Genomic DNA, 25,914 nt, shown 5'->3' on the forward strand with positions numbered 1-25,914 from the left:
CAAGTTCGCCGGCCAGAAGGACGCGGTCGAGAGCTTCACCCTGATCGGCTGTTCACGCTGATCGCCTGGGACCGCCGGGAGCGGACCCGGGACCTGGTCCTGTCCCTGCGACGCTGACCCCGGCGCCCGTACCGGACCGCCCCACCCGACCGGGTGGCCGTGTGGAATGCCCGGATCGTGCCAGGTGGGCTGTGGAGTCGTTCGCCCGGTGGGGCATATCGTCGTGTCGTCGGGTGTGGGTCGGGCAGGGTCTGGGAGGGTCTGTGGGTTACGACGTGGCGGCTGTGCGGGCTCGGTTCCCCGCGCTGGACGAGGGCGCGGCGCACTTCGACGGGCCGGGCGGGTCGCAGGTCCCCGACATGGTGGCGGACGCCGTGGCGGGCACCCTCCGCTCCGCGATCGCCAACCGCGGCGTACGCACCGCGGCCGAGCGCCGGGCCGACGCGATCGTGGTCGAGGCGCGCCAGGCGATGGCCGACCTGCTCGGCGGCACGCCGTCCGGCATCGTGCTGGGCCGGAGCATGACCCAGCTCACCTATGACATGGCGCGCGCCCTCGCGAAGCAGTGGAACCCCGGAGACGAGGTCGTCGTCAGCAGGCTCGACCACGACGCGAACATCCGGCCCTGGGTGCACGCCGCCGAGTCGCGCGGGGTCACGGTGCGCTGGGCCGAGTTCGACCCCGAGACCGGCGAGCTGGACACCGCCGCGGTCGCCGGCCTGCTCACCGGACGCACCAGGCTCGTGGCCGTCACCGCCGCGTCGAACCTGCTGGGCACCCGGCCTGACATCCCGGCGATCGCCGAGGCGGTGCACGCGGCCGGGGCGCTGCTGTACGTCGACGGCGTCCACCTCACACCGCACACCCTGGTGGACGTCGGGCGACTGGGCGCCGACTTCTTCGCCTGCTCGCCGTACAAGTTCCTCGGCCCGCACCTGGGCGTCCTCGCCGCCGACCCGGGGCTGCTCGAAACCGTGCACCCCGACAAGCTGCTCCCCGCCACCGACGTGGTGCCGGAGCGGTTCGAGCTGGGCACGCTCCCGTACGAGGTGCTCGCGGGGACGACGGCGGCGGTCGGCTTCCTCGCCGGCCTCGTACCGGGCGAGGGAACCCGGCGCGAACGCCTGGCCGGGTCGATGGCCGCGCTGGAGCGCCACGAGGAGCTCATGCTCGAACGCCTCGACTCCGGGCTCGCCGAGATCGCCGGGGTCACCCTGCACGGCTCGCCCCGGCGCAGGCGCACCCCGACCACGCTGTTCTCCGTCGGCCGCGTCCCGCCGGCCGAGGTGTACGAGTTCCTGGCGGCGCGCGGCGTCAACGCTCCGGCCGGCAACTTCTACGCGCTGGAGTGCAGCCACCGGCTGGGACTCGGCGACGCGGGGGCCGTGCGCGCCGGGATGGCGCCCTACACCGACGAGTCCGACGTGGACAGGCTGCTGAAGGGCGTACGCGAACTGGCCGGGTGTGCAGGCGAAGCAGAGTGGCCAGGTGAAGCAGAGCGGCCAGGCGAAGCAGGGTGGCCGGGGGGAAGCAGGGTGAGCAGGTGAAATTTTCAGCTCGCGGCACCCGCTGACCAGCGCTTCCCCCTCCGTCCGGAGGCGCGGCCCTGGACCACGCCTCCTTCGGGGCAGCACGATCGCCCCGAAGGAGGCGCCACGCCATGCCACGAACCCGCACCTGGGCCGCCCTGCTCGCCACGGCCCTGCTGGTCACGACCGGCGCAGCCACCGGCACCGCACGAGCCGCCGAGCTGAGCCTTTCGGTCGACCTCACAGCACCGACGCACCCGATCAGCCCGTACGTGTACGGGATGAACTTCGCCGACGAGGCGCTGGCGAAGGAGCTGCGCCTGCCGGTACGCCGGTGGGGCGGCAACGCCACCACCCGGTACGACTACCGGACGGACACCACGAACCGGGCGAGCGACTGGTACTTCGAGAACATCCCGGGCGACAACCCCGACCCCGGCGAGCTCCCTGACGGCTCGGAGACCGACCGGTTCACCGACCAGGACGTGCGCACCGGCACCGGCACGATCCTGACCCTGCCCCTGATCGGCTGGGCGCCCAAGGAGCGGGCGAAGGCCTGCGGGTTCAGCGTGGCGAAGTACGGGCCGCAGCAGTCGACCGACCCCTGGGCCCCGGACTGCGGCAACGGCGTCAGGCCCGACGGCAGCCAGATCACCGGGAACGACCCGCACGACACGAGCGTGGAGATCGGCCCCGAGTACGTCACCGGCTGGCTGGACCACCTCCGCGCGCGGTACGGCGACGCGGCCCACGGCGGCGTGCGGTTCTACAACCTGGACAACGAGCCGGACATCTGGTTCTCCACCCATCGCGACGTCCACCCCGCCGGGCCCACCTACGACGAGATGCGCGACAGCACCTACGGCGTCGCCGCCGCGGTCAAGGCGACCGACCCGGGCGCCGCCACCCTGGGACCGGTCGGCTGGGGCTGGTCCTCACTGACCCTTTCCGGCTCTGACCAGCAGAGATGCGCCATCGAGGGCTGCTGGGGCAACCCGCCGGACCAGGCCGCGCACGGCGGCGTGCCGTTCGGCGAGTGGTACCTGGCGCAGATGAGGGCGTACGAGCAGAGCCACGGCGTGCGCATCCTGGACTACTACGACAACCACTGGTACCCGCAGGGCGGCGGTGTGTTCTCCGGCGACCCCGGTGACGCGGCCACGCAGGCGCTGCGGCTGCGGCAGACCCGCACGCTGTGGGACCGCACCTACACCGACGAGAGCTGGATCAACCAGCCGGTGTACCTCATCCCCCGGATGAAGGACATGGTCGCCCGGAACTACCCGGGAACCAAGGTCGCCCTCACGGAGTACAGCTTCGGCGCGATCGGGTCGCTCAACGGCGCGCTCGCCGAGGCGGACGCCCTCGGCATCTTCGGGCGTGAGGGCGCGGACCTGGCCACCCTGTGGAGCCCGCCCGCGCCCGCCGACCCCGGCGCGTACGCCTTCAGGATGTACCTGAACTACGACGGCAAGGGGGGCCGGTTCGGCGACACGTCGGTCGCCTCCACCAGCACCGACCAGTACCGGCTCGCCGTGTACGGCGCGACGCGGCGAAGCGACGGCGCGCTCACGCTGATGGTCGTCAACAAGACCGGCTCCGACCTGACCAGCCCGCTCACCGTCACCGGCAGGGCGCCGGGCGGCACCGCCCAGGTCTACCGCTACAGCGGCGCGGACCTGACCGCCATCGTCCGCGACACGGACCTGCCGCTGCGGCCCGCCCCCGCCGCGTCGTCGCACGGCACGTCCGCGACGGTGGTGTCCGCCACGTACCCGGCGAACTCGATCACCGAGCTGGTCGTCGCCGACACGGTGCCGCCCCGCGCGCCCGCCGGCCTGACCGCCGGCCACCCGGGCCCGCACTCCGTCACGCTGACCTGGCCGCCCGCCACCGACAACGTCGCCGTCACGGGGTACGAGGTCGGGCAGCAGAGCTCGGCGGGGACCACCGAGATCTCGACCACCGCCACCACGCTCACCGTCGACGGGCTGTCACCCGGCAGGCGGTACACGTTCTGGGTACGGGCGCGGGACGGCGCGGGCAACCTCAGCCCGAAGTCCCGCGCCGTCTCGGTCACCACGCCCCGCCACTAGCCGCGCCTCACCGCCTGATCAGCAGTGCGATCTGGTAGGAGCCGATGCCGACGCCGAACATGACCAGGTACGGCGTGTCGACGAGGTCCGCCACGGTGTCGAGGGTCACCGCGGCGGACGCGACGGTGAGGTTGCCGTAGCGGGCCAGCGTGTCGTGGTAGCGGGCGGGATGAAGGCGCTCCTTCCAGTGGTCGATCAGTACGTCGGAGGCCTGGTGGCCGATCACCGTGACGTCCGCCGCGGCGATCCCGTTGCGGTCGAGGAGCCTCGCGATCAGCTCGGGCGGCCCGTCCATCCCGGAGGACCGGAAGGCGTCCACGCCCGGGCCGGGCTCGATCCGGTAGGTGGGCCGGGCGGTGCCGCCGGGCTCCGGGCGGCTCGCCATGGTCATCGCGCCGTACTCGGCGCTGTGCGTGTCGGAGATCCAGTCGGCGAGCACCATGCGCGGGGACGGGCCGAGGACGGCCGCGCCCGCGCCGTCGCCTATCGTCCCCGCGTGCGGGTTCCGCCCGTCCACGTGGCGGCTCCAGTTCGACCCCACGGCCACGAGCGCCCTGGTGAGACGTCCGGCGCGCACGGCCTCCCAGGCGAGGGCGAGCCCGAGGACGAAGGTGCCGAACTCGCAGTTGAGCGGCACCACGAGCGCGTGGCGTCCGAGACCGAGGTCGCGGTGCACGCGGAACAGCCCGTTGGGGCTGACGAACTCGGGGACGGTGACGTACCCGTACAGGGCGTCGACCTCACCTGCGGGCACGCCCGCGTTCTCCAGGGCCCTGCGGCATGCCGACACCGTCAGGTCCTCGATCGCCTCCCCCGGCGCGAGGACCCGGCGCGTGCGGGCCCCGCTGAACAGCTCGCTCTCGGCCGAGGGCACGGCCGCCGTGGACTCGGCCGCCACAGCCGCCTCCGGCAGGGCCGATCCGAGCCCGGCGACGCCGATGCCGGCATGGGGCTTCCGTGTCATCGCGCGTCCCCCGCGACCATGGCGAACCTCTCGCCGTAGGGAGGGCTCACCCGGTGGTCGGTTTTGACGACGACGACCTGCGGGCGTGACCGCGCGGCCGAGGCGGCCCTGGCCTCGCGCATCGCCGCGCGGAACCCCTCGACGTCCTCGACGGGGAAGGCGTCCGCGCCGAGCGCGCGGGAGAACCGCGCGAGGTCGACCGGCCCGAGGCCGTAGTAGTCGTCGTCCAGCGGGACGGCCCCGCGGCTCTGCGCGTGCTCGCCGTGGTTCACCATCCCGAGGTAGCCGTCGTCGAGGACGACGAAGACGGCGCCGACCCGGTTCTTCGCCGCGGTCCGCACCTCGTTGCCGTTCATCAGGAACGAGCCGTCGCCGAGCAGGGCCACCGCCGTACGGGCCGGGTCGCCGATCCGGCCGCCGACGACCGCGCCGCACGACCAGCCCATGGAGGACAGGCCGCACGGGTAGAAGATGCGGGCAGGAGGGTCTATCACCAGGTAGTGCGTGGCCCACGCGGTGCAGTTGCCCATGTCGACGTAGAGGTCGTCCTCGCCGGTGAGCAGGTCGTTGAGGGCGAGCATCACCGCCGCGGGCGACACGCCGGGCCCGCCGGCCGTGGGGACCGGCCCGGGCGCCCGCCGGGGCGGCGGTATGGAGGGCACCGTCACCGGGGCCGAGCCGGGCAGCTCCCGGTACAGGGCGCGCAGGAACGTCTCCGCGTCGGCGAGGATGTGGTCGCCGCCCTTCAGGAACCGGCCGAACGCCGCGGGGTCGAGGTCGACGTGGAAGTACGTCGAGGCGGCGGTGAAGGCCCGGTCCCAGCCTCTGGTCGCCCACTCCCCGAGACCGCTGCCGATCACCAGCAGGGTGTCGATGCCCGCCGCCGCGTAGCTGGTCGCCCGCTCGACGCCCGCCATCCCGAGCACGCCGAGCGAGAGGTCGTCGCTCTCGGGGAAGATGCCCTTCCCGCGCATGCTGGTCGCGACGGGAACCCCCAGGGTGTGCACGAGCTCCCGGAACGAGGAGCGGCCGGACCGCAGCGCCTCCCTCGCACCGCTCCCGAGGAAGATCAGAGGACGGCGCGCCTCCGAGAGTGCCTGGACCACGTGCTTCGCCACCGCCGGGTCGAGGTCCATGGCAGGACGTCTCGGGGCGAGCGCGGCCTTCACGTCGCCGACCGGCATCCGCGCGAGGTCGGCGGGGACGGCGAGGTACGTGGCGCAGGGGCGCGGGCCGGTGGCGATGTTGATCGCCCGGGCGAGGACGCGCGGGAACGAGCCGGGGTCGCTCAGGCCGGTGGAGAGTCCGGTCACGTGCGAGTACATCGCGGCCGTGTCGACGCCCAGGTCGCTGCTGTCCTGGATGGCCCCGAGTCCGAACCGGTCGGTCCCGACCTGGCCGCCCACCACGAGCAGCGGGACCTGGTCGCGGTGCGCGGAGGCGACTCCGGTGAGCGCGTTGAGGGCGCCGGGCCCCGCGGTCACGAGGCAGACGCCCAGCCTCCCCGTCGCCCGCGCGTATCCGTCCGCCATGAAGGCCGCTCCGCCTTCATGGGAGGCGATGACGAACCTGATCCTCGGGTGATTCCGTAAAGCCTGGATGAAAGCGGAAATGTTGCCCCCGGGAATGCCGAAAACCGCGTCGACCCCCATGGCGTCCAGCTGTTCCAGAAGGAACTCCGCCACGGTCGCCCCACCCTCGGCCCCTGCTCTTGTGTTCCGCACGAACGTGCCTCCTGCCGAACGGACCTGCGTGTCATTCGATGACAGGGCAATTGCATGTTCGACGGGAGGCACCGGTCGTCATCCGCCAGGCTGACGGCGAATCAGCCTGAGAGCGGAGATTGACACGGCGGCGAAGGGGAAGGCGATCGGGATATGTACGGCAGACATCGGTCGCGTTTACGCCGCGCATAAACCATGTTTACGGAATATGTCGGAGCCGCCCCCTCCGAGAGGGTAATCCCTCCCGGAATATGTCGGAGCCGGTCCCTTCCGGGAGGGTAATCCCTCCCGGCACATGTCGGAGCCGACCCCTTCCAGAGGGCGATCCCTCGCGCGGTTTCATCCGGCGGGCCCCGTACGGGCGGGCGGCGGCGTCAGGCGAACATGGCGCGAAGGCCGGTCGCGAGGCGTTCGTAGTCTTCCTCGCGGTTGTAGACCTGGGCCGAGAGGCGCAGGAGGCCGGTGCCCGGCCACGCCCGCACGGCCGCCCGGCAGCCCGTCCTGCGGAAGATCTCGGCGGACAGCGCCTCGGCCCGCGCGTGGGTCTCCCCCATGCCGCCGGGCAGCCGCAGGATGCGCATCGACAGCTCGGGATCGGCCCGCCAGGGCGCCAGCCCCGTCACCTCCGCCACGATCTCCTGCCCGCGCGCGACGAGCGCGGCGTTGCGAGCCCGTACGGCGTGCGCGCCGAGGTCGCCGAGCAGGCGCGGCCCGTACGGCGCGGCGAGCCAGGCGGTGTAGTCACGGGTGCCCTGGAACTCGACGCTCCTCGGGAAGCCGTCCCCCTGGTAGAACGAGGCGATCAGCGGCTCGACCCGCTCGCGCCACGCCGGGGCCACGGCCAGCACGCCGGACGGCCTCGGCGCGAACGCCCACTTGTGCAGGTTCCCGGTCCAGAAGTCGGCGCCCAGCTCGCCCAGGTCGACCTCCAGCATGCCCGGCGCGTGCGCCCCGTCCACGATCGTGACCACGCCGAGCGCGCGGAACCCCTCCACCAGGCGGGCCACCGGCAGCAGGCGCGCGGTGGCCGAGGTGACATGGTCGAAGACGGCCACCTTCGTGCGCGGCGTGACCGCGCCGAGGAAGGCCTCAGCGGCCTGCTCGCCCGACCACTCCCCGTCCTCCCGCCCGGGCAGGGCCAGCTTGACCACCTGTGCCCCGGCACGCTCCGCGCCGCGCCGCACGGCGATCTCGACGGCGCCGTAGACGTGGTCGCCGATCAGTACCTCGTCACCGGGTGCGAGCGGCACGCTGTTCAGCGCGACCGCGACGCCCTCGGTCACGTTCGAGACGAACGCCATGCCGTCGGGCTCGCACCCGAGGAACGCCGCCACCTCGTTCCTGGCCTTGGCGATGCGGTCCAGGACCGTGGCGAAGAAGACGTCGGGGTTGAGCTCCACCTCCCGGCGGAGCTCGTCCTGCCGTTCTCTCACCTGATGCGGCACCGCCCCGAAGGACCCGTGGTTCAGGTGCGTGATCGACGGGTCCAGGCTGAAGTCGTCAATATCCACAACCCGGACATTAACCGGTCAGCCTCCGCCGCAGGCCTCCCGCCCGCCGGTTCGGGTTCCCCAGGGGAGCGCTTCTAGAAGGTGAAGGCCTGGGTGCGGACGCTGTTGTCGAAGTTGGAGAGCAGCAGCTCGGGCTCGCCGACAGTGTGGATGCCGGGGAGGCGGGTGAACAGCTCGCGGTACATGATCTTGATCTCCTGGCGGGCGAGGTTGGCGCCCAGGCAGAAGTGCGGCCCGGGGCCGCCGAAGCCGACATGGGGATTCGGTCTGCGGGTGATGTCGTAGCGGTCGGGGTCGTCGAAGACGTCCTCGTCGCGGTTGGCCGAGCCGTAGAACAGCACCACCTTGTCGCCCGGCGCGAGCCGCACCCCGCGCATCTCGTACTCCTCGGTGACGGTGCGCCGGAACTGCATGATCGGCGAGACGAAGCGGACGGTCTCCTCGATCGCGCCGCCGATGTGGCCCTCGAAGTCGCCGGCCAGCCGCTCGCGCTGGCCGGGGTTGTCGGTGAGCAGCTTGAGCCCGTGGGCCATCGTGTTGCGGGCGGTCTCGTTGCCCGCGACCAGCAGCAGGGTGAAGAACGAGCCGAGCTCCCTCGGGGTCAGCCGCTCGCCGTCGACGTTGGCGTTGACCAGTGCGGAGACCAGGTCGTCCGAGGGGTTCTTCTCGCGCTCGCGGCCCAGCTTGATGACCAGGCGTTGCAGGGCGAGCAGCGCCGCCATGTTGCGGCCCGCCATCGCCACCGTGCGCGGGAGACTCATGCGCACCCCGGTGTACGCGGTGGAGACGTCGACATGCTGGTGCACCTTTGCCCGGATGTCGTCGGGAACGCCCACCATGTCGCAGATGACGTGGATGGGCAGCCGGGCGGCGACCTGCGCGACGAAGTCACGCGGCCCCTCCTTGACCACGTCGTCGACGATGCGCCCGGCGGCCCGCACGATGTCGTCGTCGAGCTTGCCGAGCATTTTCGGCGAGAACGCGCGGGACACGATGCGGCGGAGGCGGGCGTGGCGCGGGTCGTCGAGGTTGACCATCGAGTCGCCGAACACGTGCTTCACCCAGCCGGGCGGCTCGGGGTTGGTCACGGCGGGCTCGCTGGAGAAGACCTTGGCGTTGCGGCTGGCCTCCACCACGTCGGCGTGCCGCACCAGGGCGTGGAACCCCTTGCCCGAGCGGAGCAGGGGCACCCGGCGCTCCGCGAAGAACACCGGGTGGTCCAGCTTCCTGAGCCGCGCGAAGTCGTGGTCGCGCTCGTGGGGCGGCCTGCGCCAGAACGCCAGATCCGCCAGGTCGATGCCCGTCTCGATGGCCGTCGTCACGGTCTCATCCTGGCACGGCCCTCACCGCCCCCGCCCGGGCCTTGGCCGAGCCCGTCTCAGCGGTACGGTTGCCACCGGGTGCTGAGGTCGCGGGCTCTGAAGGTTCGCATGCGGTGCTCCCACTGCGGGCGGATGCCGGGGTTGCTGCGCAGGATGGGCAGCACGCTGGTGACCAGCTTCAGCTCCCGCAGGCGGCGCAGCACCGGGAACCCGTCCCACTCGGTGACGTCCACGCCGTAATGCTTGGTCAGCATCGCGTGGTCATCGGTCGCGTAGTCGAGCCGGAGCCGCCCGACCGCGACGGGGGCGAGGTCCCACTCGCGCGGCCCGATGGTCGTGCCGTCGAAGTCGCACAGCACCGGGCCGCGAGGCCCCGCGATGAGGTTGCCGATGAACGCGTCCCCGTGGATCACCCCCTGCGGAAGTACGAAGCGGAGCCCCGCGAGCTGCTCCTCGACCTCGTCGCACTCCCCCAGCAGGAACGCGTGGTCGCCGGCGTCGAGGTCCTCTGGCTCTGCCAGGCGCTGTCGGACCTCGTCCATCGGATGCCAGCTCGGCAGGTCGGCGGGCGGGCCGGGGAGCCTGTGCAGGCGCTTGAGCAGGATGGCCAGGTCGGCGCCATCCGGCCGGAGGCCCGTCTCGGGGATGTGCTCCCACAGGGTGATCACCTGCCCGTGCAGCCGGATGGGCTGCTCCACGCCCGGCAGGAGCCGCACCGCCGGGAAGCCGTGGTCCGCCAGCCACCGGGCGACCCGCACCACGGTCTCCGCCCGCTCGCGGGCGGCGGTGGATCCGGCGATGCGCACGACCACCGGAGCGGCGCGCAGCCGGAACACGGCGTTGTTGGTGAATTTGATCAGCTCGGCCCGGGTGGGATCCAGGCCTGTCTCGGCGCACACCGCGGCGAGAAGTGAGCGGAGGTTCTCGCGGGTGAGCCCGCCCGAGGTGTCTACGGTCGCGATGCTCATACGATCTGCAAGTCCTTGATCCGCCGGCATAGCTCCCGCGCGCCCGAGTCGTGCGGCCGCTCGGCCGCCGCGTCCATCAGCGGGTCCAGACGGTCGATCGTCCTCACCGACCTGATCTGGGCCACCAGCCTCACTGCCTCGTGCCCGTTCTCCAGTCCCTCCTCGACCTCGCCCAGCCGGAGCTGCACGGTCGCCAGTCCTATCAACTCGAACACCTTGCTTCGTGCCATGTTCTGATCTCGGTTCCGTACGCTGTTGGAAAGAAGTTCGGCCGCCTTCGAGAGGTGGCCCGGATGTGTTCTGGCGAGGCTCGCGTGCGTCATGCCGCGCGCGGCCTCTATGTCGGCGTCCCCGAAGAACCGCACCCAGGCCGGTGCCGCGTCGCGGTCGGCCCGGGCGTACTCGTCGCGAGCCCGGCTGATGGACTTCAGGGCGAGCCGCTCGTCTCCCAGCAGGGCGTACGCCCAGGCCTCGTTCGCGCACAGCATGGCGACGGTGAGCTCGCAGCTCGCGTCCTGCGCGCAGATCTGGCCGAGCTGGAAGAACCGCAACGCGTCCTCCACCCGGTTCAGGTGCAGGTGCACACGCCCCATCCGGTAGAGGATGTTGGCCGCCAGCGACGGGTCCTTGGCGTGTTTCGCCTGTTCCAGCGCGCGGGCGAGATGCCTGCGCGCCGCGCCGTAGAGGCCGACGTCGAAGGACGTCCACCCCGCCAGGTTGTGCTGGTCGGCGAGCGCGCGGTGGAGGCGAAGCCCGACCTGCTCGGTGCACGTCGCCCGCAGGAGGTGCTGGGACCAGGCGAGCTGGGCCACCACCGCGTCCCGGCAGACGCCGCCGCCGTAGCGGTAGTCGAGCGCTCGGAGCGACTGGGTGACGGTCTCGACCTGCTCGACCTCCGCGTCGCCGATGTTGGCGGGAACGGGCGTGTCGACGCGCGCGAGCGGCTGGCGCCACTCGTCGACCGTCGCCACCGCGGCGCCGATGGTGACCTGCGCCGCGTGGGCCAGCAGCCGGCGTACCTGCTCGTCCTCGTCGGCGTCGTCCTGGTAGCCGGCGGCCGGGCCCCCGAGGCCCTGCGACACGTCGTCGTAGGCGAGCCCCATGTACCCGCGCGGGACGCCGAGGCCGTCGGCGATGCGCACGAGCACGTCGTACGCCATGACCTGGCGCCCGTTGAGGATCTCGGAGATCTCGGACTGTGACTGCCCGGTGAGCGCCGCGATCCTTCGCTGGGACACCCCGACGCGCTGGAGGAGCATGTAGACCGTGGCGATGTCGCGCACGGCGAGAGCCTGGCGCATCTGGGGTCGCTCCCAGATGGCGAAGCTGATCGCCTGCTCGCTCACATGCGTGACGTTCATGCTGACCTTCCGACCGTCAAGTCCGCTGACCTCTCAATTAACCCAGGTCCCAGAGGGTCCCCGAGGGGATAACGGTCGCACCTATCACCCGGGCAGATCGGTTTGGCAGATCGCCGGTAGACCGGGGATGGGTATCGGTGGCACGTCTTACCACCCGGCGCAAAGTTCCCTCACCCTGGAATCCACATCCCGGGGGGATCACCGCGCGCTTCCTCCGATTGTTCGTCGGTCGAGAAGCACAAGGAGTGATCAGCTCATGCGCGCCGAGCAACCCGTCCCAAAGGAGGCTCTCCACCACACCGGGGTCCTCGCAGAAGACCGTCCACCGGCCGGCCGGCCGCGGATCCCCTGCCAGGACACCTTCCGCGTGCTCGTCACGAGGCTGCGCGCGGGGTCCGCCTCGCGCGGCGCCCGCGCGGCCGTACGCGGAGCGCTGGCGAGGGCGGGGGTCGCCGCGGCCGGGATCGGCGACGCCGAGATCATCGTGGCGGAGCTGGCCGCCAACGCCGAGAAGCACGCGTGCGGGCCGTACGAGCTGCGCATCCACTGCCTCAGCGGCATCCCGATGTGGTGCGAGATGGTGGACGGCGAGCAGGATCTGGGCGAGATCCCCGCCATGCTCGCCTACCTGCACACGGCCGAGGAGGTCGACCTCGGCCCGTTCGCCGAGAGCGGGCGCGGGCTGTTCCTGGCCCACGCGCTGTCCGGGGGCCACTGCTACGCGTACCCGACCACGATGTCGGAGGGCGGCACGGCGGGCAAGGCCGTCGCCTTCGCCCTGCCGACTGCTTCGTGCGGGGGGAAGTGAGGCTCACCCCGAGGCGGTCACGGTGACGGTCGCCGAGGCCGACCGGTCACCCGAGGAGACGGTGAGCGTCGCCTGCCCAGGGCGCACACCCGTCAGCGTGCCGGCGGCGAGGTCGAGCACCGCGACCACGCCGTGCCGCCGCGACGCCGCCTTCGCCTCCCCCGCCGTCGCGGCGACGGCGAGTGCCCGGTCACCGCGAAAGGTGACGCTCGCGGGATACCGCAGGGGGAACGTCAGCCCGAACGCCGTCGTGGTTTCCGTGGCGGAGACCGCCTCGGCCCCTCCCACGGCGAGCGTCCCGGGCGCCGACAGCGAGAGCTTGTCGAACAGCGGGTTCACGCGCGCGGTCAGCCAGTCGCGGGTGCCCGGGCTCGGCACGCCCGCCTCCACCCTGCCGGGAGCCGGGTCCACGCCGACGAGCATCCATCCGAAGAACCCGCCCTTGTCCGGCGAGCTGTAGGGGGTCTTGCCCACCGCCGGAGTGGTGACCTCAAGGACGCCGTCCGCCCTGCCCGCGTACGCGGTGTGGGCGTGGCCGGTGAACAGCGCGACCGGCTTGCCCGCGCTCTCGCGGAAGCCGGACAGCCACTTCTCGACCAGGCCGGCTTCGAGCTGGTCGGCGAACTGCGAGCTGCCCGCGCCCGACGGGTCGCGCAGCGGGTGGTGGAAGGCCACCACCACCGACCTCACCGAACGGTCGCCGGCCGCCTTGGCCAGCTCCCTCTGGAGCTCGGGGACCTGCGACCAGTCGGAGGCCCGCAGGCCGCCCAGAGTGGTGTTCATCAGGATGAACCGCGTGCCCCTGTGGTCGAAGACCTGGTGGGCCGGCCGCCCGGTGGCGAGGAAGGCGTCCAGGGTCCCGGTCGCGGTGGCCCCGGACTCGTGGTTGCCCGGCGTCCAGTGGACGGGGATGCCCGGGGGAACGTTCTCCTTCAGGATCTGCTCGGCCAGCGCGAAGTCGGCCGGCGCCGAGTTATCCACAAAATCGCCATTTATCACGATGAAGTCGGGCTTGGCGGCGACCGCCTGCCTCAGCGCGGACGCCGCCTGCAGCGCCGCGAACGAGGACGGCCCCGCGGCCCCGCTCACGTGCAGGTCGGACATGACCGCGAAGCGCCAGCGACCCGGCGCGAGGCTCTCCTGGGCGAGGACGAACGGGTCGGGGGCGACCTCCGTCTCGACCGGCACCTCCTGTCCGACCAGCGCGGTCAGCGCGTCGAACCTCAGCTCGCCCGCGTCCTTGGCGAGGTTGGAGGTCTCGACGACGTAGAGGTTGGTCAGCGTGATCGGCTCGGAGAACCCGGCGGGCAGCGTGCCCTCGACCCACTTCCACCCCGTCCAGTCGACGACGTCGGCGAAGGTGAACGGCACGTTCGTCGTCCCCTGCGAGCGCAGGGTGGCCCGCAGCCAGTGCTTACGGCCGTCTCCGTGCACCCATGCGCCGAGCCGCCTGGTGCCGTGCGGCAGGACGAGCGGCGCGGGCTTCGCCACGGCGTACGCGGCGGAGGTGCCCGAGGTGCCGCCGAAGTCGTAGGTGAGCGCGAGCGCCTGGTTGCCCGCCGGGGCGCCGGGCCGGTCGGCCCCGCTCACGGACGCGACCGACGCGGTGGCCTTGGCGGTGGACACGCCCCAGCTCTCGGACGCCTCGAACTCCGCGAGCGACCGGCGCGCCAGCCCGACGGCGACGGGCAGGCGCGCGACCTTGCCCTGGACCGTCGCGGTGACCACGGTGCCGGCTCCGCTCGCCGACTCCAGCCCGGTGACCGTGAGCGCCCCGTCGGGCCGCTCCTCGACCTTCACCACGGCGGGGTCGTACGACAGGCGGACGTCGCGCGCGGCGACCGGCGCGCCGAACCCGTCGGCGTCGTACCCGGTGACGCGGACCACGGCGGAGTCGCCGGCCTCCAGGGTCAGGCTCGCCGCGCCGAACCGCGCGGTGGCGAGCGCGCCCAGCACGCGCAGGCCCGCGGCGCCGCTTGCCCGTCCCGCCCGGGCGGTCAGCTCGCCCTTCCCGGAGCGCGAGGCGCGCAGGACGCCGTCGCGCACCTCGCCGAGCCGGCCCGCGTCCCACCGCACCCGGCTCCCGCCGAGGTCCACCGGCGCGTACGTCTCGTCGTACCCGGCGGCGGAGACGCCCAGGGTGAGGCCGGGGAACACCCGGTCCGCCCCCGTGCGCACCGCGATGCCCTTCAGCGTGCCGGACCCCTTGGCCGCGAACAGGCCGACGCCGCTCGGGATCGGCCGCTCGCCGCCGTCGGATGGGGTGTTGACCACGCTGACCCGGCCGTCGCCGGGGAGGCGGGCCACCAGGTCGGACGAGCCGCCGCCGTCCAGCATGAACGCCTCGCGCGCGCCGAGCCGCGCGAGCAGCCTGGCCGTCTCGTCGAAGCTGAGCCCGGCCGAGAAGTTCGCCGACCCGTCGACCGTGACGAGCAGGAGCCGCCTGCCCCCCTCGCCCCAGCCGATCGCGGTGCGGGGCTTCAGCGCGTCGTTACCGGTCGACGGAGGGAAGTCGACGGGCTCGCCGTCGCGGACGAGCACCTCGCCGCTGCCGAGCGCCGTCCGCAGCTTCGCCGGTGAGTCCGTGCGCAGGCCGACGTCCAGCGTGACCCGGTCGCCGGGCCTGGCGGCGGCCAGGACGGAGGCGGCGCTCCCCTGGGCCACCACCACCAGGCCGCCGTCGGGCACCGGGGCCGTCGTGACCGTGCCGTTCACGGCGCTGACCGTGCCTCCCGTCACCACCAGCTCGGTGAGAGGCCCTGAGTGCGGGATCAGGACACGCGAGCCGGGGCCCCACTGGTCGGTGAAGACGGCGATCGCGTTCGCGGGAAGGGACGCGGAGTTCAGCGCCGCCACCGGGTGGGCGGTGCCGGCGACCGTGACCGTGCCCTCCAGCAGGGCGCTCGCGAGCCGCGCGACCTTGTCCTCGCCGACGGCGGCGACCGTGCGCGGGCCGGTGGTCGCCTTGCGCAGCTCGCCGTCCCTGACCTCGGGCCCGACGACGGCGTTGGTGTCGTTGATGTCGTAGTAGTCGCCGTTGACGGCCGCCACGGCGGCCCGCGCGTCCGCCGACCGCGAGAGCGGCCGGGTCTCCGTCAGCTTGCCGCCCACCAGGCCGACGTCCACCGCGGAGTTCGACAGGTCGGCGTTGAGCACGTGGGCCCGGGTCCACCCCTCACGCCCGAAGGTGTCGAAGCTCGTCAGCACGACGCCCGGGGCGATCGTCCGGTCGGCGCGGTCGGCCTCGACCGAAAGGCCGGGAACCGCCGTCTGGTAGCCGGGCCACCCGGTGGCATGCGCGGAACCCTCCGGGCCTGGCGCGTGCTCCGCCCGTGCCGTCCCCTGGGCGACCCCTGGGGCGGCGACGACGAGCGCCACGGCCAACGCGCGCGCGAACCTGCGCATCGCACCTCCAACGACGAACCGTCCGAACGACCCGATCTTGGCGCCCCGCCATGACGTGCCGATGACATCGCGGGGAACATCGCGATGATCATTCTCGACGGTTTGCTCCGTCCTGACAACGCCGGTGAACGCCCTCGCGACCTGGGACGTCACCCGCGAGGTCCGTTCAGGTCGCCGACGCGGGAACTTCACGCTGCTGTGGGCCGGATGTCCGGATCGAGAGGGACGATCCGGAGTATGAGTGCCTCGCGCGCGTCCAGCCTGCTCGCCACCGCGACCCTGGTGATCGTCTCCGCCGTCCACGCCTCGCCCGCCCACGCCGCCGCCACCCCGCCGGCCCGCGCCCTCGCGTGCGGCACGCCCGGCCTGGCGGTCGCCGCGCCGTACGACACCGTGGACGGCCAGACGCGCGCGGGGACGGTCACCCTGTTCCAGGGGACGTCGAAGAAGACCGTGCTCTCCCAGGGCACCGCGGGCGTCGCGGACACGCCCGAGCGCGGCGACTCGTTCGGGTCCGCGGTGGTCTGGGGCGACTTCAACGGGGACGGCTGCGCCGACCTCGCGATCGGGGCGTCCGAGGAGTTCGCGGGAACGCCGGTGCCGGACGGCGCCGACGGCAACGGCATCGTCCACCTGCTGTACGGCACCGCCCACGGGCTGGAGTCCGCGGGGACGCTCGACGTGACCCGGCTCGGCAGGGACAGGGACACCGACCGGTTCGGCGCGGCGCTGGCCGCCGGGGACCTCGACGGCGACGGGGACGACGAACTGGTGGTGGGCATCCCCGGCATGGCCGAAGGCGGCGGAGCCGGGATCTTCGGCCTGAATGGCCGCAAGCCGTACGGCAAGGGGACGCTCATAACGCAGGCGACGTCATGGGTGGCGCAGGACCACGCCGAGACCGACCAGTTCGGGGCCGCCGTCGCGGTCGGCGACTTCGACGGCGACGGGAAGGCCGAGCTGGCGGTGGGAGCGCCCGGCGACACCGTCGGCACCACCGCGGGCGGCGGCTCGGTGACGATCGTCGACCTCCAGGCCCGGCAGGCGGGCGTCTACACGCAGAACAGCCCCGGCGTGGCGGGCGAGGCCGAGAAGTACGACGCCTTCGGGTCGACGCTCGCGGCCGGGGACTTCAACCACGACGGCCGCGACGACCTGGCCATCGGCGTCCCCGGGGAGGGCCTGGACGCCTTCCAGGACGGGCCGATGTACGGCAACGGCGGCGTGCACGTCATGTACGGGACGGGCCGCGGGCTCACCGCCATCGGCAGCGAGTTCTGGTCGCTCAGGACCAAGGGCATCGGGGGCAGGAGCCTCAGCACCGACCGGCTCGGCTCGGCGCTCGCCGCCGGGGACCTCAACGGGGACGGCGACGCGGAGCTGGCCATCGGCGTCCCCGGCGCGGGCATGGTGCTCGTGCTGGCCGGCACCCGCACGGGCGGGCTGACGGCGCGGCACCACGTGATCCACAAGGGGAGGAAGGGCCACCCCGGCGACCTGTACGGCTCGTCGGTCGCGATCACCGGCTCCGGGCTCGTCGTCGGGGCCCCCGGCGCGGGGCGCGTCACGCTGATCCCCTCCGGTGTGCGGAAGGGGTCCTACACCGGACTGCGCCCGGGGAACGCCCGCCTGCTGACGGGAGAGCCCGGCGGCCTCTTCGGCTTCGCCGTGTCTTCCTGAGCTTCGCGCTCTGGCTTCGCCGTGGTCTTCGTGAGCTTCGCGCGTCTTCGTGAGCTTCGTGCGGAAGCCCGCGTGGACTCCCTCCGCCGGGCAGGCTGGTCCTCCTGTGGTCACGACCCGTGTCGCGCCGCGTGCGGTTCCGCCGCCCGGCACTGAGGCGTCGCGGGCGTGACCGGTCAGGTCAGGACGCGCTCGCCCGCGGGGACGGTGAAGGTGGCGGCGGTCTTCGCCGGGGCGCCCCTGCGGCTGATGTAGTCCAGCGTCCTGAAGTCCGCCTTCAGCTCCTGCGGGGTGGCGGTGCACATGATGTAGCCCCGGCGCTCGTTGACGAACCTCAGCTGCGGGTTCTCGGCGAGCAGCGCCGCGTCCCTGGCCGGGTCGTGGTAGCCGTCTCCGTCGCTGGAGATGGACGTGCTCACCAGTTCGACCCCGACCCGTTCGGCGTCGGGATCGTCGAAGTCGGTCACGAGGTCGGCGGCGGAGGCCACGTGGGCGTCGCCCGTCAGCACGACCGGGTTGCCCGCGCCCGAGGAGGAGAGCGCGGCGAGCAGCCGGTCGCGCTCGGCCGGGTACCCGTCCCAGGCGTCGACGTTCAGCTCCCTGCCGGGGCCGAGGTGGTAGTCGCGCTGGCCCACGATGATCTGCTGGGCGATGAGGTCCCAGGTGCCGGACGAGGAGCGCAGCCCCCCGGCCAGCCACTTGAGCTGGTCATCCCCGAGCATGACCCGCTCCTGGCCGAGACGCTCGTCGCAGCCCGACCGCATCCCGTCGTCACAGGGCTGGTCGTCGCGGAACTGCCGGGTGTCGAGCATGTGGAAGGTCGCCAGCGACCCCCACTCGATCCTACGGTTGATCTTGATGTGCAGGCCTCGCGCGACGGCGGACCTGCGCAGCGGCATGTTCTCGTAGTACGCCTGGAACCCGGCCGCCTTGCGGACCGCGAAGTCCGGGACGAGCGTGCCGGGGTTGTCCCCGGCCCAGTTGTTCTCGACCTCGTGGTCGTCGAAGATGACCACCCACGGGCTCTGCCTGTGGGCGAACCGCAGGTCGGGGTCGGTCTTGTACTGCGCGTGCCGCACCCGGTAGTCCGCCAGCGTCTGGAGCTTGCCGCCCGCGTGGCGCCGCACGTTGCCGTCCGCCGCCGTGTAGACGCCGCCGGAGTACTCGTAGATGTAGTCGCCCAGGTGGACGACCAGGTCGGGGTGCTGCTCCGCCATCCGGCGGTAGGCCGTGTAGTAGCCGTGCTCGTACTGGGCGCACGACACGGCCGCGAAGCTGAGGGAGCTCGCCGTGGTGGGGGCGGTGAGGGTGCGTCCCACCTCGGAGAGGTGGCCGTTGGCCCGGAAGCGGTAGAAGTACTCCCGCCCCGGCTGGAGCCCTTCGACCTCCACGTGTACCGAGTGCGCGGACCCGGGGCGGGCGGTCGCCGTGCCCGTGCGCACCACCTGGCGGAACCGCTCGTCGGCCGCGATCTGCCAGCCCACCTCGACGTCCCGGGCGGGCACGCCGCCGTGGCCGTCCTCGGCGAGGGGGTCGGGCGCGAGGCGGGTCCACAGCACGAACCCGTCCGCCGCCGGGTCGCCGGAGGCGATTCCCAGCGTGAACGGATCGGGCGCGGCGCGGCCCGCGCGCGCGGAGGTGGTCCACGGGGCAGGGGTGGACGCCCCGGCGGAAGCGGGCAGGATCAGGCTCCCGGCTCCCGCGGCGGCGGCGATCATGAACACTCTGCGTGAGGGGTTCTGCTCCACGGTTCAAGTGCAGGCGACCTGCCTGACCTGCGGGCGAGGGCGTGATGTCGCCCGTGTGAACAGCTGCGGGACAGGCAGGCGGACTACCCACCGTGGTTGAACGCCCGCCGACGCCGAGGCGACCTCTTGCGGCATGCCAGGCGAAGTTCGCGGGCGGGGGGATGTCTCCGGCGGTTCAGCCCACTCTTCGCTTGCCGTACAGCGAGGAGGCGAGCAGGACGCCGATGATGGCGAGGACGATCTGGATGATGAGCTCGATCCAGTCGATGCCCCTGGTGTTGGCGACCCCGAGACCGCCGGCGATCGCCGTGCCGATGAGGGCGGCGATGATACCGATCACGATGGTCAGCCAGATCGGGATGTTCTGCCGCCCGGGGATGAGGAGGCGCGCGAGCACGCCGATCACCAGACCGACGATGATCGCGCTGATAATGCCGGTGACTTGCATCTTCACCCTCCGTTATTCGGTTGTCATCCGTATTCCCACGAGAGAGGCGATCGATACGTCGGCGCAGGTCAGACGCATGAAATTTCGTATATGAGGCTTTCGCTAGTGCCCTTGATGTGCCGGTTCGTCAGGACCCGGCCAGTGCCGTCTTCAGGTCGGCGCGCAGCGTCTCCGCGTCGCGGAAGTGAACGGCGGACATTCCGGCCGACTCGGCGCCGTTGACGTTCACCAGGCGGTCGTCGACGAACACGAAGTCCCCCGGCCGGGCGCCGAGCCCCGCGGCGACCCTCAGGTAGATCTCCGCGTCCGGCTTCACCAGGCCCAGGTGGCCGCTGTAGAAACGGGCGTTCATGGTCTGGATCCAGGGCAGCCGCTCGATGCCGTCGGCCACGCAGACCGGGGCGTTCGACAGCAGCGCCACCGGGCAGCCGGAGGCTCTGAGCTCCGAGAGGATCGCGACGGTGCCCTCGTTGGCGTGGGTCCAGCTCTCGACGTCGAGGGTGACCAGGCGCTCGACCTCGGCCCCGCTCGCCCGCCTGCCGAGCACCTCCGACCAGTACGCCCCGGGCGTCAGCGTGCCGCGGTCGAAATCGAGCCGGTGCTGCCAGTAGCCCTGCCAGAAGCCGCCGGAGTCGATGCCGGCGGCCTCCACCAGGCGGACGCGGTCGGCCTCCGGCTGGGCGTGGGAGAGCACTTCCCCGTAGTCGAACAGCACCCATTTCATGATCGCGATATTACCCGACGTCATGCCTTGAGAAACGGCTCGACGTGCTCGTTCACGGCCCCGCAGCCCAGGTAGTTGCGCACCGTGTGGAAGTCGGCCCAGTCGATGTTGACCTTCTCGTCCAGGGTCACCCCGTCGAAGCGGCTCTTCAGCGCCCCGGGGATGGCGGCGATGTCGTCCTTGTCGGCGATGTTCACCCAGCGGCTCACCCCGTGGGGGCACCTGCCGCGCCCCGACCGCGGCAGTGGCTGCAGCCGCTCGAAGACGACCCCGCCCATCGCCAGCGGGCTGCCGAGCGTGATGAACAGCTCGACCGACAGGTCGGGATGCGCCCACAGTGCCTCGTACGCCACCACGCTGCCCAGCGAGTGGGCGATGACCACCTTGGGGCGGTTGCGGCGGATGGCGTCGGCGACCGCGTCCCGCGACCGCACCCTCGCCGCGGCGTCGGCACTGGCGAAGTAGGCCGCCACCTCAGGGCAGAAGTCCTCGGCGAAGCTCTTGGCGTGCGGCCCGAGCCTCAGCAGCAGCCATTCGGCGAGGCGGTGGATCAGGCCCGTCAGTGTCTCGCCCGCGAAGTTCCCCGCGCCGCCCATCTGCTTCATCCAGTCGGCCAGGACGAGCTGCGAGGCGGAGTCCATCTTCCGCAGGTCGCGCCTGGTCGCCGGGGGCGTCTCCTTGCGGAGCAGGTGGGCGTAGTACGCCACCTCGCTGACGTAGGACTGGCCGGTGTAGGGCGCGCCGCCGGTCAGCCCGGCGTGCAGGTAGCGGTCCCACTTGGCCCGCATGGCGTCCGCCGCCCCCTCGGCCGAGCCCGCGGCCTGGAAGTAGCGGTACTTGCCGATGCCGTGAACCCCCACGATCCTCGCCACCGCACGGCCTCCCAGGATTGCTGACGAACGCCAGAACGGTCGAGAGCGGTTGAGCACTCGAGGACATGGACACTTTGCCCGAGCCCGACGATCACCACAAGGACGCGCACGAGCAGGGCACAAGACAGTCGCCTGTCAGCAAGGAACCCGTCCACAAGCCCGCGAGACCACCTGACCCGAACAAATAGGTTGATCGGTGGCGGGACCTTGCGGATACCCTGGGGGAATGCCTGGTCCGCTTCACGTCCGCGGCTCGGTCGCCATTCCGGAGGCCGAGCTCAGCTGGCGTTTCTCGCGTTCCTCCGGGCCGGGCGGCCAGGGCGTGAACACCACCGACAGCCGCGTCGAGCTGAGCTTCGACCTGCTCGCCACCACCGCTCTGCCGCAGCCGCTGAAGGACCGCGCGCTGGAGCGGCTGGGCTCCCGGCTCGTCGACGGGGTGATCACCATCACCGCCTCGGAGTACCGCTCCCAGCTCCGCAACCGCGAGGCCGCCAAAGCCCGGCTGACGCACCTGATCGACCAGGCGATCGCTCCCCCGCCGAAGAAGCGCCGGGCCACCAAGCCCTCCCGCCGGGCGGTCGAGAGACGCCTCACGGCCAAGAAGCACCGCTCCGACGTCAAGCGCCTGCGCCGAGGCGACGAGAGCTGAGCGCCGCCGTCAGACGCGGCGGTCCTCCATCTCCCAGATGTGGTCGATCACGTGCCAGGCGATGCGCCGCGCGGCGTACCGGGCGGGCCACCCGCCGGGCACGAGCGGCGAGCCGTCGGAGGGCTTGCTCAGCACCGCCGCGATGTCGTCGCGCATCTCCGCCCGGGCCCCGTGGTCGCCGAGGGGGAACCGCCGGTGCCGCACCCCGATCTTGCGCGCGTACGCCCGCTCGGCCTCCACCACGTGCGCGACCATCTTGTCGCGGTCCCTGCCGCCGCCGCGCGGGCCCTTGCGCAGCTCCTCGGGCGAGACGGCCGCCACCTCGTCGAACACCTCCCAGGCGGCCCGCACCAGCGCGGTGTCGCGCTCGGCGACCGCCGCGTCCACCGCCTGCGCGTCGACGGCGGGGATCGCCGAGGGGGCGCCGAAGTCGGTGGTCGAGTCACCGGGCGCCCGCTCCACCACGGTGAACGCGTCCGGCTCGAAGGGCAGGCCGGCCCGCTCGGCGATCACGCGGTAGCGGGGCACGTACTCCGAGAGTGCCTCCATCGCGCCCTCCTCCCCTTTGGCGACGCGGCACCACCCCGGCCAGTCGTACGCGCAGGCGAAGACCCTCTTGGGCCCGATTTCCAGATATATGTCGGTCATATCGGCATACTCCCCAATAAACCTGACAGAACGCGGCAGCTATTCGATGAGATCGATGAGATCCGCCACGGACTGCACCACGCTGGAGGGCCGGAAGGGGTAACGGTCGATCTGGTCCTTGGTGGTAACCCCGGTGAGCACGAGGATCGTGTGCAGGCCGGCCTCCATACCGGACACGATGTCGGTGTCCATCCGGTCCCCGATCATCGCGGTGCTCTCGCTGTGGCCGTCGATGGCGTTCAGCGCGCTGCGCATCATCATCGGGTTCGGCTTGCCCACGAAGTACGGCTCGACGCCCGTGGCCTTGGTGATCATCGCGGCGACCGCCCCGCAGGCGGGCAGGGAGCCCTCGTTGGACGGGCCCACCGCGTCGGGGTTGGTCGCGATGAAACGGCTCCCGGCGTCGATGAGCCGGATCGCGCGCGTTATCGCCGTGAAGCTGTAGGTGCGGGTCTCGCCGAGCACGACGTAGTCGGGGCTGGTGTCGGTCAGGATGTATCCCGACTCGTGCAGGGCCGTGGTCAGCCCGGCCTCGCCGATGACGTACGCCGAGCCACCCGGCCGCTGGTCGTCGAGGAACCTGGCCGTGGCCAGCGCCGAGGTCCAGATCGCCTCGGGGGGCACCTCGAGCCCGGCGCCGCGCAGCCGCACGGACAGGTCGCGGGGCGTGTAGATGGAGTTGTTGGTCAGCACGAGGAACCGCTTGCCCGTGTCACGAAGCCTGCGGATGAACTCGTCGGCTCCGGGCACGGGGCTTCCCTCGTGGACGAGGACACCGTCCATGTCGGACAGCCAGCACTCGATCGGCTTGCGCTCGTTCACCGTTCCCCCGCGTTCGACTCCTTGGCTTACGAAACCAGGATGACAGGTATGCGGCTGACATTTCACCCGCCGCCGCCCCACCACCGCCGGCTCCGTCAGATCTCAGGGCGACGGCTCGGCTGCCCCGCTCACCTCATCGTGCGCCAGGTCTGCTCCTCGACCAGTTCCCTGCTCCGCCAGCCGGAGGGCGTGCGGACCATGCGGTGGTGGTACCAGCCGCCGCCCTGGATCACGCCGGAGGTGTCGGCGGCGACGGCCTCGCGCGAGGGCGAGAGCGTGTCGGCGAAGGACGCCGCCACGACGGCCTCGTCACCGCCCTCGAACCGGATCGACATGGCGCCGATGAGGTGCAGGCGTCCGGGCCAGTGGCGCAGCACGTCCGCGAGCCACGCCTTGACCTCCTCCCTCGGCCCCCTGACGCCTCCGGCCGACGTGTAGTCGATCAGCGCGTCCTCGGTGAACACGCTGTCGAGCCGGTCCAAGTCGCCGCTGTCCACCGCGTACGCGTAACGGGCGAGCACGTCGGCGATCTCCAGCCGATCGGCGATTTCCGTCATGGAGGTCATGCCGTCATCCAACCAAACGCTTGCTAGATTATCGAGCCCGGCGTTCTCCCGATGCCGCGTGGGATCACCATGATGCCGGTCGAGCGAGGGCCGGCCGAGACGGGGTGGCCACCCACCGCCTGGGACCTGATCTGATCGCCTACTCCCCGGGCGCCAGCGCGTCCAGCGCCTCCTCCGCGCGGCGCAGGGACGCGGCGGGGTCGGCGTCCGGGGAGCTGATGTCCGGGTCGAAGTTGAGGTCGTGGAACACCTCGGTCACCCCCGCGGCCGCCAGCGCCTCGACGTCCGACCTGATCTCCTCCGGGGACCCGGTCAGCGGCCGCCGGTCGGGCAGGCCGGCCTCACGCAGCCTGGTGACCCCCCGGACGATGAACCGCAGCGCGCCGGGATCGCGCCCGGCCGCGCGGGCGGCGTCCTTTACAATGTAGATCTGATCGCGGATGCTCGTCAGGTCGGCCCGGCTGGAGCTGATCCAGCCGTCGGCGAGCTGCCCGGCGCGCCGCAGCGCCACCTCGGCGGTGCCCCCGAGCAGCACGGGCGGCGGCGCGGGCCGGGGCTTCGGGTCCTGGTAGGACGGCGGGATCTCGTAGAACTCCCCCTTGTGGGAGATGATCTCCTCGGTCCAGAGCCGCCGCAGCACCTGGAGGTACTCCACCGCCCGGCGCCCCCTGCCCTCCATGGGCACGCCCGAGGCGACGAACTCCTCCGGAAGCCAGCCGAGGCCGAGGCCCGCGTCCAGCCGCCCGCCGGAGACGTCCTGCAGGGTGGCGAGCTGCTTGGCCAGCAGGGCCGGGGAGTAGAACGGCATGTTGACCACGGCGAGCCCGAGCCTGACCCTGCTGGTCACGCCCGCGAGGAACGACAGCGTCACGATGGGGTCCCGCACGCTGCGGTAGACCGGCCCCATCGGGTTGCCCACGGGGTACAGCAGGCGCTGGAAGGTCCAGAGCGAGTCGTAGCCGAGCTCCTCCGCGCGCCGCGCCACCAGGAGCATGTTCGCGGGCGTCGCCCACGAACCCGAGACGGGTGCCCCGAAGCCAATCTTCATGACGTCCACCCTATGACCACGGCCGTAGATTGGACCGGTGGCCGTTCGGTGCGGAGAAGTGTCGGCGATCCCCCTGAGCGAGCGGCTTGCCGAGATCGCGCGCGCCGCGGCGCGCGGCGGGGCCCGGGCGGCCGGAGCCGGGGATTCGAGGGTGCTGAAGGACACCCGCGTGACGGTGGTCCGCGCCGGCGACGTCGTGGTGAAGGCCCATCCCCCGGGCACCGACGAGGCGGCCCTGGCGGCCCGCCTCCGCGTGGCCGCCGCGCTGCCGGGGGTGCTGCTGCCGCCGCTGGACGAGCGGGTGCGGCGGGTGGGAGACCGCCTGGTGACGGTGTGGCCGGCGGGCGAGCCGGTGGACCCCGCCGACCCTGACGCCGCCCCCTGGGAGGCCGCCGCCGGGCTGCTCGCCCGGCTGCACGCCGTGCCGGCCGACGGCCTCGCCCTGCCGCCCGCCGGTGGACCGGCCAGGGTGCTGGAGGCCGTCACCCGCCTCGGCGACCTCCTGGACGGCACGGCCCCCTCCGGCGAGCCCGCCAGGTACGCGGCGGCGGCGGGCGTCATCCGGGAGGCGTTCCTGTCCCTGCCCTCCGGCGTGACGGACACCGGGCCCGGCGCCGGGATGCCGACGCACGGCGACTGGCATCTCGGCCAGATCATCCGTTATCAGGGCGAGTGGCTCCTCATCGACGTCGACGACCTGGGCGCCGGCACACCGTCGTGGGATCTCGCCCGTCCCGCCGCCTGGTTCGCGACGGGATTCCTGTCCCCCGATCTGTGGCGGCGGTTCCTGTCCGCCTACCTCGGCGCGGGAGGATCCGCCGTGCCACACGGGGATCCGTGGCGGGAACTCGATGTGCCGGCCCGCGCGTTGACGGTCCAGTTGGCGGCCACCGCGGTGGCGGCGGCGCGCACCGAGGGCCGTCCTCTGGACGATGTGGAGCACGACCTCGTCTCCTCCTGCGGGAGGATAATCCGCGCCGACGCGCCGCAGTAAGGTCGCCTCAGGCCACTCGAAGGA

Annotated in this window: 21 protein-coding genes; 6 read left to right on the forward strand and 15 right to left on the reverse strand. The window is 72.2% G+C overall.

The features are described from left to right. Nucleotides 1-263 precede the first annotated feature (263 nt). Both ACOZ38_RS26810 and ACOZ38_RS26815 read left to right on the forward strand, forming a co-directional pair. Nucleotides 264-1,547: a cysteine desulfurase-like protein gene (locus tag ACOZ38_RS26810; RefSeq protein ID WP_424533923.1), complete on the forward strand. Its 1,284-nt coding sequence runs from the start codon at nt 264-266 to the stop codon at nt 1,545-1,547. Nucleotides 1,548-1,660: 113 nt separating this feature from the next. Continuing rightward, a complete protein-coding gene (locus ACOZ38_RS26815; RefSeq protein ID WP_424533924.1) occupies nt 1,661-3,625 on the forward strand; it encodes a glycoside hydrolase family 44 protein in 1,965 nt (654 codons plus the stop codon). Nucleotides 3,626-3,632: 7 nt separating this feature from the next. On the opposite strand, the gene ACOZ38_RS26820 is transcribed toward ACOZ38_RS26815, so the two are convergent. The 6 genes from ACOZ38_RS26820 to ACOZ38_RS26845 form a co-directional block, all read right to left on the reverse strand. After that, nucleotides 3,633-4,589 (reverse strand): 3-oxoacyl-ACP synthase III family protein, encoded by a 957-nt coding sequence (locus ACOZ38_RS26820; RefSeq protein ID WP_424533925.1) that lies wholly within the window; start codon nt 4,587-4,589, stop codon nt 3,633-3,635. Beyond that, nucleotides 4,586-6,313 carry a thiamine pyrophosphate-binding protein gene (locus ACOZ38_RS26825; protein ID WP_424533926.1) on the reverse strand — a complete coding sequence of 576 codons (1,728 nt, stop codon included), beginning with the start codon at nt 6,311-6,313 and terminating at the stop codon, nt 4,586-4,588. The genes ACOZ38_RS26820 and ACOZ38_RS26825 overlap by 4 nt, the downstream gene beginning before the upstream one ends. Before the next feature lie 374 nt (nt 6,314-6,687). Further along, nucleotides 6,688-7,824: an aminotransferase class V-fold PLP-dependent enzyme gene (locus tag ACOZ38_RS26830; RefSeq protein WP_424533927.1), complete on the reverse strand. Its 1,137-nt coding sequence runs from the start codon at nt 7,822-7,824 to the stop codon at nt 6,688-6,690. 74 nt (nt 7,825-7,898) lie between these two features. Beyond that, nucleotides 7,899-9,146 (reverse strand): cytochrome P450, encoded by a 1,248-nt coding sequence (locus tag ACOZ38_RS26835; RefSeq protein WP_424533928.1) that lies wholly within the window; start codon nt 9,144-9,146, stop codon nt 7,899-7,901. 56 nt (nt 9,147-9,202) lie between these two features. Next, nucleotides 9,203-10,114: a phosphotransferase enzyme family protein gene (locus tag ACOZ38_RS26840; RefSeq protein WP_424533929.1), complete on the reverse strand. Its 912-nt coding sequence runs from the start codon at nt 10,112-10,114 to the stop codon at nt 9,203-9,205. Continuing rightward, nucleotides 10,111-11,475, reverse strand: coding sequence for a helix-turn-helix domain-containing protein (locus tag ACOZ38_RS26845; RefSeq protein ID WP_424533930.1), 1,365 nt, complete (start codon nt 11,473-11,475; stop codon nt 10,111-10,113). Before ACOZ38_RS26845 ends, ACOZ38_RS26840 begins: the two co-directional genes overlap by 4 nt. Before the next feature lie 256 nt (nt 11,476-11,731). On the opposite strand from ACOZ38_RS26845, the gene ACOZ38_RS26850 reads away from it, so the two are divergent. Further along, a complete protein-coding gene (locus ACOZ38_RS26850; protein WP_424533931.1) occupies nt 11,732-12,283 on the forward strand; it encodes a hypothetical protein in 552 nt (183 codons plus the stop codon). A gap of 3 nt (nt 12,284-12,286) precedes the next feature. Here the strand turns inward: ACOZ38_RS26850 and ACOZ38_RS26855 are convergent, their stop codons facing one another. After that, entirely contained in the window at nt 12,287-15,688 is a 3,402-nt protein-coding gene (locus ACOZ38_RS26855; RefSeq protein WP_424533932.1) for a phosphodiester glycosidase family protein, read from the reverse strand. 237 nt (nt 15,689-15,925) lie between these two features. Here ACOZ38_RS26855 and ACOZ38_RS26860 point away from each other — a divergent pair, with 237 nt between their 5' ends. Beyond that, nucleotides 15,926-17,368 carry an FG-GAP repeat protein gene (locus ACOZ38_RS26860; RefSeq protein ID WP_424533933.1) on the forward strand — a complete coding sequence of 481 codons (1,443 nt, stop codon included), beginning with the start codon at nt 15,926-15,928 and terminating at the stop codon, nt 17,366-17,368. A 176-nt stretch (nt 17,369-17,544) separates the two neighbouring features. Here the strand turns inward: ACOZ38_RS26860 and ACOZ38_RS26865 are convergent, their stop codons facing one another. The 4 genes from ACOZ38_RS26865 to ACOZ38_RS26880 all read right to left on the reverse strand — a co-directional run bounded on the left by ACOZ38_RS26865 (nt 17,545) and on the right by ACOZ38_RS26880 (nt 21,160). Further along, complete coding sequence (locus ACOZ38_RS26865; RefSeq protein ID WP_405150932.1) at nt 17,545-19,116, reverse strand: alkaline phosphatase D family protein; 1,572 nt, start codon at nt 19,114-19,116, stop codon at nt 17,545-17,547. A 175-nt stretch (nt 19,117-19,291) separates the two neighbouring features. Beyond that, nucleotides 19,292-19,564 carry a GlsB/YeaQ/YmgE family stress response membrane protein gene (locus tag ACOZ38_RS26870; RefSeq protein ID WP_405150934.1) on the reverse strand — a complete coding sequence of 91 codons (273 nt, stop codon included), beginning with the start codon at nt 19,562-19,564 and terminating at the stop codon, nt 19,292-19,294. A 127-nt stretch (nt 19,565-19,691) separates the two neighbouring features. Then, entirely contained in the window at nt 19,692-20,288 is a 597-nt protein-coding gene (locus ACOZ38_RS26875; protein WP_424533934.1) for an HAD family hydrolase, read from the reverse strand. Between the two features lie 20 nt (nt 20,289-20,308). Beyond that, nucleotides 20,309-21,160, reverse strand: a complete 852-nt coding sequence (locus ACOZ38_RS26880; protein ID WP_424533935.1) for a hypothetical protein — start codon at nt 21,158-21,160, stop codon at nt 20,309-20,311. Nucleotides 21,161-21,386: 226 nt separating this feature from the next. On the opposite strand from ACOZ38_RS26880, the gene arfB reads away from it, so the two are divergent. Beyond that, complete coding sequence (gene arfB / locus ACOZ38_RS26885; RefSeq protein ID WP_405150939.1) at nt 21,387-21,812, forward strand: alternative ribosome rescue aminoacyl-tRNA hydrolase ArfB; 426 nt, start codon at nt 21,387-21,389, stop codon at nt 21,810-21,812. Nucleotides 21,813-21,821: 9 nt separating this feature from the next. Here arfB and ACOZ38_RS26890 read toward each other — a convergent pair whose 3' ends face one another. From ACOZ38_RS26890 to ACOZ38_RS26905, 4 genes are all read right to left on the reverse strand, one after another. Further along, nucleotides 21,822-22,460 (reverse strand): hypothetical protein, encoded by a 639-nt coding sequence (locus ACOZ38_RS26890; RefSeq protein WP_424533936.1) that lies wholly within the window; start codon nt 22,458-22,460, stop codon nt 21,822-21,824. A gap of 39 nt (nt 22,461-22,499) precedes the next feature. Beyond that, complete coding sequence (locus tag ACOZ38_RS26895; RefSeq protein ID WP_405150943.1) at nt 22,500-23,282, reverse strand: HAD-IIA family hydrolase; 783 nt, start codon at nt 23,280-23,282, stop codon at nt 22,500-22,502. A gap of 128 nt (nt 23,283-23,410) precedes the next feature. Beyond that, nucleotides 23,411-23,848 (reverse strand): nuclear transport factor 2 family protein, encoded by a 438-nt coding sequence (locus ACOZ38_RS26900; protein ID WP_424533937.1) that lies wholly within the window; start codon nt 23,846-23,848, stop codon nt 23,411-23,413. A 139-nt stretch (nt 23,849-23,987) separates the two neighbouring features. Then, nucleotides 23,988-24,896, reverse strand: coding sequence for a TIGR03619 family F420-dependent LLM class oxidoreductase (locus ACOZ38_RS26905; protein ID WP_424533938.1), 909 nt, complete (start codon nt 24,894-24,896; stop codon nt 23,988-23,990). 37 nt (nt 24,897-24,933) lie between these two features. On the opposite strand from ACOZ38_RS26905, the gene ACOZ38_RS26910 reads away from it, so the two are divergent. Further along, nucleotides 24,934-25,890: an aminoglycoside phosphotransferase family protein gene (locus tag ACOZ38_RS26910; protein ID WP_424533939.1), complete on the forward strand. Its 957-nt coding sequence runs from the start codon at nt 24,934-24,936 to the stop codon at nt 25,888-25,890. The last annotated feature ends 24 nt before the right edge of the window (nt 25,891-25,914 follow it).

The organism is Sphaerisporangium viridialbum (assembly GCF_049674955.1).
Classification (GTDB): domain Bacteria; phylum Actinomycetota; class Actinomycetes; order Streptosporangiales; family Streptosporangiaceae; genus Sphaerisporangium; species Sphaerisporangium viridialbum.

Coding starts and splice junctions, on each gene's coding strand:
- ACOZ38_RS26815 (WP_424533924.1), top strand. CDS start 1,661: ATGCCACGAACCCGCACCTGGGCCGCCCTGCTCGCCACGGCCCTGCTG.
- ACOZ38_RS26820 (WP_424533925.1), bottom strand. CDS start 4,589: ATGACACGGAAGCCCCATGCCGGCATCGGCGTCGCCGGGCTCGGATCG.
- ACOZ38_RS26840 (WP_424533929.1), bottom strand. CDS start 10,114: ATGAGCATCGCGACCGTAGACACCTCGGGCGGGCTCACCCGCGAGAAC.
- ACOZ38_RS26845 (WP_424533930.1), bottom strand. CDS start 11,475: ATGAACGTCACGCATGTGAGCGAGCAGGCGATCAGCTTCGCCATCTGG.
- ACOZ38_RS26850 (WP_424533931.1), top strand. CDS start 11,732: ATGCGCGCCGAGCAACCCGTCCCAAAGGAGGCTCTCCACCACACCGGG.
- ACOZ38_RS26855 (WP_424533932.1), bottom strand. CDS start 15,688: ATGCGCAGGTTCGCGCGCGCGTTGGCCGTGGCGCTCGTCGTCGCCGCC.
- ACOZ38_RS26860 (WP_424533933.1), top strand. CDS start 15,926: ATGAGTGCCTCGCGCGCGTCCAGCCTGCTCGCCACCGCGACCCTGGTG.
- ACOZ38_RS26870 (WP_405150934.1), bottom strand. CDS start 19,564: ATGCAAGTCACCGGCATTATCAGCGCGATCATCGTCGGTCTGGTGATC.
- ACOZ38_RS26875 (WP_424533934.1), bottom strand. CDS start 20,288: ATGAAATGGGTGCTGTTCGACTACGGGGAAGTGCTCTCCCACGCCCAG.
- arfB (WP_405150939.1), top strand. CDS start 21,387: ATGCCTGGTCCGCTTCACGTCCGCGGCTCGGTCGCCATTCCGGAGGCC.
- ACOZ38_RS26890 (WP_424533936.1), bottom strand. CDS start 22,460: ATGACCGACATATATCTGGAAATCGGGCCCAAGAGGGTCTTCGCCTGC.
- ACOZ38_RS26900 (WP_424533937.1), bottom strand. CDS start 23,848: ATGACCTCCATGACGGAAATCGCCGATCGGCTGGAGATCGCCGACGTG.
- ACOZ38_RS26905 (WP_424533938.1), bottom strand. CDS start 24,896: ATGAAGATTGGCTTCGGGGCACCCGTCTCGGGTTCGTGGGCGACGCCC.